At 60.4% G+C, this 9777-nt stretch carries 8 protein-coding genes; 4 read left to right on the forward strand and 4 right to left on the reverse strand.

The features are described 5' to 3' along the window. The 4 genes from A9513_RS10305 to A9513_RS10320 form a co-directional block, all read left to right on the forward strand. Positions 1 to 673, forward strand: a 673-nt coding sequence (locus tag A9513_RS10305; RefSeq protein ID WP_141678371.1) for a mechanosensitive ion channel domain-containing protein, incomplete at its 5' end; no start/stop codon positions are given. 58 nt (positions 674 to 731) lie between these two features. Further along, a complete protein-coding gene (gene selO / locus A9513_RS10310; RefSeq protein ID WP_065084674.1) occupies positions 732 to 2192 on the forward strand; it encodes a protein adenylyltransferase SelO in 1461 nt (486 codons plus the stop codon). 122 nt (positions 2193 to 2314) lie between these two features. Then, entirely contained in the window at positions 2315 to 3592 is a 1278-nt protein-coding gene (locus tag A9513_RS10315; protein ID WP_038803338.1) for a bifunctional O-acetylhomoserine aminocarboxypropyltransferase/cysteine synthase, read from the forward strand. Positions 3593 to 3962: 370 nt separating this feature from the next. Beyond that, a complete protein-coding gene (locus A9513_RS10320) occupies positions 3963 to 5882 on the forward strand; it encodes a methyl-accepting chemotaxis protein (protein WP_065084675.1) in 1920 nt (639 codons plus the stop codon). A 258-nt stretch (positions 5883 to 6140) separates the two neighbouring features. Here A9513_RS10320 and A9513_RS10325 read toward each other — a convergent pair whose 3' ends face one another. From A9513_RS10325 to A9513_RS10340, 4 genes are read right to left on the reverse strand one after another with little or no spacing between them, the layout of a single operon-like run. Further along, the gene (locus tag A9513_RS10325) at positions 6141 to 7751 is read right to left on the reverse strand and encodes an AAA family ATPase (protein ID WP_065084676.1); all 1611 of its coding nucleotides are present in this window, start codon (positions 7749 to 7751) and stop codon (positions 6141 to 6143) included. A gap of 27 nt (positions 7752 to 7778) precedes the next feature. Beyond that, complete coding sequence (locus A9513_RS10330) at positions 7779 to 8300, reverse strand: 4Fe-4S single cluster domain-containing protein (protein WP_065084677.1); 522 nt, start codon at positions 8298 to 8300, stop codon at positions 7779 to 7781. Next, positions 8301 to 8933 (reverse strand): DUF2997 domain-containing protein, encoded by a 633-nt coding sequence (locus A9513_RS10335; protein ID WP_065084678.1) that lies wholly within the window; start codon positions 8931 to 8933, stop codon positions 8301 to 8303. 1 nt (position 8934) lies between these two features. Continuing rightward, the gene (locus A9513_RS10340; protein ID WP_141678372.1) at positions 8935 to 9735 is read right to left on the reverse strand and encodes a hypothetical protein; all 801 of its coding nucleotides are present in this window, start codon (positions 9733 to 9735) and stop codon (positions 8935 to 8937) included. Positions 9736 to 9777 lie beyond the last annotated feature (42 nt).

The raw sequence follows: 9777 nt of genomic DNA on the forward strand, positions 1-9777 counted from the left end.
GCAAAGCTGSGACRAGCTGCAATGGCTGGTGGCCGCCCTGTCGGTAGGCCTGGGCTTCGGCCTGCAGGCGATCTTCTCCAACTTCGTCTCCGGCCTGATCATCCTCTTCGAGCGCCCGGTGCGGATCGGCGACGTGGTGACCATCGGCACGCTGTCCGGCACCGTCAGCCGGATTCGTATCCGCGCCACCACTATCACCGACTTCGACCGCAAGGAAATCATCGTCCCCAACCAGACCTTCATCACCGGGCAACTGGTGAACTGGTCGCTGAGCGATACCGTGACGCGGGTGACCATCAAGATCGGTCTGGCCTACGAGAGCGACCTGCCGCTGGCGCGCAAGATCATGCTCGACGCGGCCCACGCCAACCCGCGCATCCTGCGCGACCCGGAACCGGTGCTGTACTTCACCACCATCAGCGCCAGCACCTTCGACTACGAACTGCGCTTCCATGTGCGCGAACTGGGCGACCGCAATCCGGCGGTGGACGAGACCCTGACTCGCATCGCCCTGGCCTTCCGCGAGGCCGGCATCGACATGGCCTTCAACCAGGTCGACGTGTTCCTGAAGAACTTCCAGGGCCAGGAAGCCCAGGTCATCGTCGGCCAGCAGCAGCCCACCGCCACGCCCGTGAAGATCAGCCAGGACAAGCCCAACGGCGACAAGGCCTGAGGCTGGACGCCTCCGGACATATCCGAGCACAATACTCGGACATGTCCGGAGTTAGCCTGTGAAAAAGCTCGACGAACTCGCCTTCGATAACCGCTTCGCCCGCCTGGGCGACGTGTTTTCCACCGAAGTCCTGCCCGATCCCATCGCCGACCCGCGCCTGGTCGTCGCCAGCCGCTCGGCCATGGCCCTGCTCGATCTCGACCCGAGCGAGGCGGATACCCCGGTGTTCGCGGAAATCTTCGCCGGCCACAAGCTCTGGGAAGAAGCCGAGCCGCGCGCCATGGTCTATTCCGGGCACCAGTTCGGCTCCTACAACCCACGCCTGGGCGACGGCCGCGGGCTGCTGCTGGGCGAAGTGGTCAATGCTGCAGGCGAGCACTGGGACCTGCACCTCAAGGGCGCCGGGCAGACCCCCTACTCGCGCATGGGCGACGGCCGCGCCGTGCTGCGCTCGTCGATCCGCGAGTTCCTCGCCAGCGAATACCTCAACGCCCTCGGCATCCCCAGCAGCCGCGCCCTGTGCGTCACCGGATCCAGTACCACGGTGTGGCGCGAGACCCGGGAAACCGGCGCCATGCTGCTGCGCATGGCGCCCAGCCACGTGCGCTTCGGCCACTTCGAGTACTTCTACTACACCCAGCAGGAAGAGCAGTTGAAGACACTCGGCGAGTTCGTCCTGCGCGAGTATTTCCCCGACAGCCTGAACGACGAGAAGCCCTACCTGGCATTCTTCCGCGAAGTGGTCGAGCGCAACGCGCAGATGATCGCCTGCTGGCAGGCCTACGGTTTCTGCCACGGCGTGATGAACACCGACAACATGTCGATCCTCGGCATCACCTTCGACTACGGCCCCTACGCCTTCCTCGACGACTTCGACGCCAACCACATCTGCAACCACTCCGACGACACCGGCCGCTACTCCTTCAGCAACCAGGTGCCCATCGCCCACTGGAACCTCGCCGCGCTGGGCCAGACGCTGGTGCACTTCGTCGAAGTCGATGACCTGCGCGCCACGCTGGACCTGTTCCTGCCGCTGTACCAGGCCCACTACCTGGACCTGATGCGCCGGCGCCTGGGCTTCACCACTGCCGAGGATGGCGACCTGGAGCTGGTACAGCGCCTGCTGCAGAGCATGCAGAAAGGCGCGGTGGACTACTCGCTGTTCTTCCGCCGCCTCGGTGAGCAGGCGCCGGAGCAGGCGCTGGCCGTGGTGCGTGACGACTTCGTCGACCTGGCCGGCTTCGACGCCTGGGCTGCCGACTACCGCGCTCGCGTCGAGCGCGAAGGCGGCAGCCAGGACGAACGCCGCGCGCGCATGCACGCCGTCAACCCGCTTTACGTCCTGCGCAACTACCTCGCCCAGGAAGCCATCACAGCCGCCGAGCAGGGCAACTTCAGCGTCGTGCGCCGCCTGCATGAAGTGCTCAGCCGGCCCTTCGAAGAGCAGCCCGACGCCGAAGCCTTCACCCGCCGTCCGCCGGACTGGGGCAAGCATCTGGAGATCAGTTGCTCCTCCTGAGCCGGTTATAAGCTCAGCCAAAAGCGATCTAGCGACGCCCTGGCCAGATTGCTCCCGGTCATTGACCGGGGCCGGGCGCCGCTCGCATCCTCGGGGCTTTCTGCCACAAGGACGCTCGAACAATGAAACCGGAAACCCTGGCCATCCACGCCGGCTACAGCCCCGACCCGACCACCAAGGCCGTGGCCGTGCCGATCTACCAGACCAGCTCCTACGCCTTCGACGACACCCAGCACGGCGCCGATCTGTTCGACCTGAAGGTCGCCGGCAACATCTACACGCGAATCATGAACCCCACCAACGCGGTGCTGGAGGAGCGCGTGGCCGCGCTGGAAGGCGGCGTGGCAGCGCTGGCCGTGGCCTCCGGCATGGCCGCCATCACCTACGCCATCCAGACCGTCGCCGAAGCCGGCGACAACATCGTCTCGGTGGCCAAGCTCTACGGCGGCACCTACAACCTGCTCGCCCACACCCTGCCGCGCTTCGGCATCCAGACCCGCTTCGCGCCGCATGACGACATCGCCGCCCTCGAAGCGCTGATCGACGAACGCACCAAGGCGGTGTTCTGCGAATCCATCGGCAACCCGGCCGGAAACATCGTCGACCTGCAGGCCCTGGCCGACGCCGCGCACCGCCACGGCGTGCCGCTGATCGTCGACAACACCGTCGCCACGCCGATCCTCTGCCGCCCGTTCGAACACGGCGCGGACATCGTCGTGCACTCGCTCACCAAGTACATCGGCGGCCACGGCACCAGCATCGGCGGCATCGTCGTCGACTCCGGCAAATTCCCCTGGGCCGAGAACAAGGAACGCTTCCCGCTGCTCAACACGCCCGACCCGTCCTATCACGGCGTGACCTACACCGAAGCCTTCGGCCCCGCCGCCTTCATCGGCCGCTGCCGTGTCGTGCCGCTGCGCAACACCGGTGCCGCGCTCTCGCCGTTCAACGCCTTCCTCATCCTGCAAGGCCTGGAAACCCTCGCCCTGCGCATGGAGCGCCACTGCGAGAACGCCGTGAAAGTCGCGCAATACCTGCAGGACCACCCGCAGGTCAGCTGGGTGAAGTATGCAGGTCTCGCCGACCACCCCGAGCAGGAACTGGCGCTGCGCTACATGGGCGGCAAGCCCGCGTCGATCCTCTCGTTCGGCATCAAGGGCGGGCAGGAAGCCGGCGCGCGCTTCATCGATGCGCTGAACCTGGTGGTGCGCCTGGTCAACATCGGCGACGCCAAGTCCCTGGCCTGCCACCCGGCCTCGACCACCCACCGCCAGCTCAACGACGAAGAACTGCAGAAGGCCGGCGTACCGCGCGACATGGTGCGCCTGTCCATCGGCATCGAGCACATCGACGACATCCTCGCCGACCTCGCCCAGGCGCTTGACGCCGCCAAGGCCTGATCCCGTGGCAACCGAATGAGGCGCCAGGCCGGCGCCTCATTCGCGGGTCAGCGCCCCTGCAATATCTCTTTGCCATCATTTTGCAGACGAGCCCACCGGCCTTTCCGTAGAATGCCGCGCAGCGCCGCAAGCCAGAGCGCGACCGCACCCAGCGGCACGCAAGCGAACAGGGATTTCGTCCGCCTTTCCCCGCCCATTCCTCTCCGACCCGCCTTCCAGGCGCCGGCCGGCGGATAACTTTTTTCGCCCGTGACCATACGGTTCCGTCCGATCCTGCCGATAGGGCTTGGACGTGGTTCGCCACCCTGGCCCCCAACAAGAACAATCTCCGAACGGCCTGACTTCACACAACCTTTCCTGGAGATCGTCAATGAACACCTGGATTTCCAACCTGAGCGTGAATCTCAAGTTGGCCCTGGGCTTCGGCCTGGTCCTCGCCTTCACCGCCATCCTCGCCATCGTCAGTTGGGTCGGCCTCGGCTCGCTGATCGACCGCAGCAACTGGATGAGCGATATCACCGAGCTGAACTCGCGCCTGACCAAGCTGCGCATCACCCGCCTGCAGTACATGATCGCCGACGGCGCCGAGCAGGAAGCTGCCAACGTCATGTCCACCCTGGCCGACTTCAAGGCGCAGCAGCAGAAACTGCGCGCCTCCTTCGTCAGCCCCGAGAACGTGCGCCTGCTCGACCAACTCGGCGGCGTCATCGCCGACTACGAGAAATCCCTGGCCGCCATGCGCGCCGGCTACCAGAGCGCCGGCATCACCCGAGGCGCCCTGCAGGACAACGCCACGCGCGCCGCCGAACTGACGGCGACCATCCAGCAGGACGTACTCAAGGCCCCCGCGGACGAAGAGCGCGCCACCCGCTTCCAGGCCATCACCGGCACCCGTGAAGACCTGCTACAGGCCCGCTACGACGTACGCGATTACCTGGCCACGGCCCTCACCAGCAACGGTGACGGCGTGACCCGCGGCCTGGACGAAAGCATCGCCGGCCTGCCGGCCCTGGAAAGCGTCCTCGGCGTCGCCGAAGCGCAGTACGTCCAGCAACTGGGCACTGCCCTGCGCGCCTATCGCGATGCCGTCACCACCCTGCGCGGCAACATGGCCGCCATCGTCCAGGCGCGCAAGGAAATGACCACCCAGGGCCAGGACATCGTCAAGATCAGCGAGAATCTCTACCAGCTGCAACTCGATCGCCGCGACGCCGAAAGCGCCAGCGCCCGCAGTCTGCAGACCCTGTTCACCCTGCTCGCGCTGGTCCTGGGCGGCATCGCCGCGCTGATCATCACCCGCCAGATCACCCGCCCGCTGCAGGAAACCATGGCTGTGGTCGACCGCATCGCCGCCGGCGACCTGTCGCAGACCGTCCAGGTCACCCGCCGCGACGAGCTCGGCCGCCTGCAGCAAAGCATGCAGCGCATGAGCCAGAGCCTGCGCGAGCTGATCGGTGGCATCCGCGACGGCGTCACCCAGATCGCCAGCGCCGCCGAAGAGCTCTCCGCCGTCACCGAGCAGACCAGCGCCGGCGCGAACACCCAGAAGGTCGAGACCGACCAGGTCGCCACCGCCATGCACGAGATGTCCGCCACCGTGCAGGAGGTAGCGCGCAACGCCGAGCAGGCCTCCCAGGCCGCCTCCGCCGCCGACCACCAGGCCCAGGACGGCGACCGCGTGGTGAACAAGGCCGTGGAGCAGATCGAGCGTCTCGCCGAGGAAGTCGAACGCTCCGCCGAGGCCATGCAGCGCCTGGAACAGGAGAGCGAGAAGATCGGCAAGGTCATGGACGTGATCAAGTCGGTGGCCGAGCAGACCAACCTGCTGGCCCTCAACGCCGCCATCGAGGCCGCCCGCGCGGGCGAAGCCGGTCGTGGTTTCGCCGTGGTCGCCGACGAAGTACGCGGGCTGGCCCAGCGCACCCAGCAATCCACCGAAGAAATCGAAGCCCTGGTCGCCGGCCTGCAGAGCGGCACCCGCCAGGTCTCCAGCGTCATGCTCGGCAGCCGCGAACTCACCGCCAGCAGCGTCGCCCTCAGCCGCCAGGCCGGCGAGTCACTGGGCGAGATCACCCGCACCGTGTCGAACATCCAGGCGATGAACCAGCAGATCGCCACCGCTGCCGAGGAACAGAGCGCCGTGGCCGAGGAAATCAGCCGCAGCGTGGTCAATGTGCGCGACGTCTCCGAACAGACCGCCTCGGCCAACGAAGAAGTCGCCGCCTCCAGCGTCGAACTCGCGCGCCTGGGTGGGCAACTGCAAACCCTGGTCAGCCACTTCCGCGTCTGACGCCCATGGCCGCTGGATCCCCAGCGGCCATCGGTCCGCGCTGCAAGCTTTACGCTTTGCTGTGCACTCCAGCGACAACAACCTCGGCCAGCGCGTCGTCAGGATCACCGTCGCACCCCCGCAGCGCACCGAGGCCGATCCGGCTTAGAGACAAACCAACGGGTGAAGCAGCAGGAATGCTCACACTGTCACTCTACCGGCCGAACCCTCCGCCGCGATTGGCGCAACAACGCTGACGCACTGATGAATCATCGTCGTTCAAAAGTCGATTTGCCTGCCGCCGACTTGAGTTTCGGCACCATTCTGGCCGGCCACCATAGCCGAGGCGCTAATCGCATTTTGATTCGCCCATTCACGAAGCTTCGCAAATTCCTCCTTGCGCATTTTGCTCATGGGGACCATGCGGGAAATAGTGGTTTCAAAATCAGCCATCGTCAGGTCGCTGGCATCGCCAGAACCGCTCATTCGCCGTGAGAACGCCTCGATCAGCGATTCCCCAACCCAAGCTTCGATTTCAGCCCCCGATAGCACAACATCCTTACCAAAATTCGATTCGCCCCCCAGAGCAGACAACAGGTCCAAGTCAAACTTCGCCGGGTCACGTTTCAATTTCTTCAGGTGTATTTCAAGAATCTTCTTTCTTTCCAATGTTGACGGGAAGTCAACGAAGAATATTTCATCGAACCGGCCCTTCCTCAATAGTTCCGGAGGCAAGCTGCCAATATTGTTAGCGGTAGCAAATACAAAGACCGGCGCCGTTTTCTCTTGCATCCAGGTCAATAGCGTGCCGAATACACGCGACGCCACCCCCCCATCGGACGCACCGCCGGAAGAACCGGAAAGCCCCTTTTCAATTTCATCGATCCATAAGATGCAGGGCGAAATCGCTTCGGCGGTGCGTAGCGCGGAACGAATGTTGGACTCTGAAGAGCCAACCAGTCCCTGGAAGATTTTCCCCATATCCAGGCGCAATAACGGCATGTTCCAGGACGACGAAACGCACTTCGCCGTAAGCGACTTGCCGCAACCGGGAACCCCGGTCAAGAGCAATCCCTTCGGGGTTCCGACACCAAATTCCTGGGCAGCCTGACCGAAACACTGACTGCGCAGATGGAGCCACTTCTTGAGGGTTGCCAAGCCTCCGACGTCGTCAAGATTCACCTTTGAGTCAATGTACTCCAGGATACCTGTCTTCCGTATAATTTGTTTCTTCTCGGAAAGCAGGTCTTTAACGGTGTTTTCATTGACACTCAGGCTCGATACCAATGAACGGGACAGGCTATTGTCAATCTCCAATTCCGTGAGGCCCAACGCGGCATCGATGAGTTTTTCCTTGGCATCGCTCGGCAGATCAATCTTGATATTTTCATTGCCTTGCCAGGAGCTTATGAACTTGCTGACCTGACCCGTGATTTCGTCGCGTGACGGCAAAGGAAAATCAACCAGCGTGATTTCCTTTTGAAGGTCAGTGGCAATTTCAAAGCTAGGCGCCACGATAATGCAATTGCTTCGATATCCGCGCGAGCGAATATTGATGGCAAAATCTCGAAGTCGACGACGATAGACGGGGTTCGAACTGGGGGTAAGATAATTATGGGCATCACAAAAAACAAAGATACTCTTGCTGTTTTCTTCTTTTGCTCTTTCTTCGCAAAAATCCAAGGCCACCTTCAAATCGAAGGTTTTTTCCCCAGCCACGGAGCCATTTATCTGCACGCCTTGGGTCGAGTTCCACACGAATAAACGATGGCCAAGCGCCTTGGCGATCTCAGAAATCTCACTGAGTGCGCGCTCTTCCTCGAACGACTCGATGACCAGAATCGCATAGCGAGCCTTTAGGTAATCAGTTATCTGCTTGGTGCGGTTCATGCCTAATATCCCTGTGCCTGAACTGAATTATATATGCATCGGAAGACCGGTCTTGGTCACACTGGAATTTGAAACAACAAATTCGACAACTCTTCTAGTACGGAAAAAATCAAGATCGACTCTGTCACTGGCCTTGATGATCTGCTTGTACTGATAGGGATGTTCCGCGTTATGCCGATACCGGCCAGCCAGCGTCACGTCTACGGCTTTAACGACACGAATCATGGCTTCATTCTGGAATATTTCTTTTGGTGTATAGCCTGTATAGAGTATCCAGTTTTTCTCGCCATTGACGGCATGGATCAATTGCTCCAGGGCTGCCGCCTGATCCAGCGGCTCCCCTCCGGAGAGGGTAACCCCGGCGATGTCGTGTGCATTTATCTTCTGCGCCAATGCCTCGACAGACATCAGCGTAGCCGCTTCGCGAGCATGGGTCCGCTGATTGAAACACCCTTTACAATTCAATGCACAACCCTGCACCCATAATGTCAAGCGCAACCCAGGACCATTAACGCAACTCAACTCCATGTGGTGTACGTTGATATGCATTTAGAGATTCGCACTGAGAACTTGAAGGGTTTGCTCCTCGTGAACGACGGTATATTCCGGCTTCCACTCGGTCACCAGCTCCGCAGTAGGACTGGAGAGTAGCGCTTCAAGCTCCTCGGTAAGCTTTGTGCAAATATCGCCTTTCACACCACGCACCTCCTCCATTACTTCGTCGCCCGTAAAGGTCACATGGATGCTGTATTCGTACTGCGGTCCAAACTCAATCTCGAACCCTTGAAGAGTTTCTTTCGTTCTGGCGGGAACACCTGAAGCTTCTATGCGCCTGATGGTTTCATCGATGGCTACGCTGATGTAGGCTTTCTGAAAGCTCAACGCCAAATCGGCCTTGATCGCCTCGTCTCCGTCCGAAACAGTGTCGCGTTCGATAAGGAGCCTGTAGGAGTTCTCCTCAATCTGGCAAACAAATAGGTTGAATCCATCAGCGGCTCGACCACACACCGCTCTGAATTGCTGACTGCCCATATAGCCGACTTTGCTCAATACCTTCTTACTGAATTCGCTGGGATACAGGAAAACTATATCTGTCTCCGGGTTGATCCCCATCTTGCCGAACGCTTTAGCAATGGCGTCCTCATTGACATAAGAAAATTCAAACCTTGTGCAATGCGACATATCAAAGCTCCAGCCTTCGTCTAGGAACGACTTCTTCGGCGCCCTGGATTGCCATTAACACCTCAGAATTCAGCTCGATGTTGCGTATCGGTGCCGCGGATGCAGACATGGCTTCGGGCGCAGAAGCGGCTGGCGTCGAGACTGGAGCGCCGGCATTGACCACTACACGACGCCTCTGCGCTGCCATCGGCGCATCACTACCGCCAAGCAGACTTGCATCAATTACCTCCAGCAGCCTTCTGATTACCAGAATTGGATTTGATGTGAGCTTGTCATACAGACCAATGCACAACAAAACATGGAGGCCATCACTGAAATTCAATTTGACACAGTAATTCTGCTCTTCACTACCAATGATACCAATGTGCGAAATCTGGTTAAGATCTCGCCTCATCTTTCTCCAGGAGCCCCCATCAAATACCGCCACAATCAACGTTGTTGCCGTTGTGGCAAAGGCATTACTCCCTTGCTCAACCTCGTTGGCATTGAAATTCTGATAACTGAGCAGAACCTTCTCGCCTACAGAGACCCCCAAGGCGCTTGCCAGGTATTCATTTGTCGAGAAATCAACATCCGCATGGAATTTAAAACTTTTTGACAGAACATAAAGAGCAAAGACTCCTACCAACGCAAAGAGTATTGCCTTTATCGTATCCGCCGGCGAAAGAATCACAAAAGCCAAAACAGCAAAAGCCATGACGCCGTAGCCGTAGTTTATGGCCTTCTGCATACTGAGCTTTTTATTTCGGCGGTTGCAGAAGCTGAGTGCAACACGGTTACTGGATTGAAGCAGGTGCATCATGCTGCAACGCCACTACCTCTGTCATGACCTCAATCGGGCATT

The sequence above is a fragment of the Pseudomonas sp. AU12215 genome (genome assembly GCF_001675465.2).
In the GTDB taxonomy this organism is placed as follows: domain Bacteria; phylum Pseudomonadota; class Gammaproteobacteria; order Pseudomonadales; family Pseudomonadaceae; genus Pseudomonas; species Pseudomonas nitroreducens.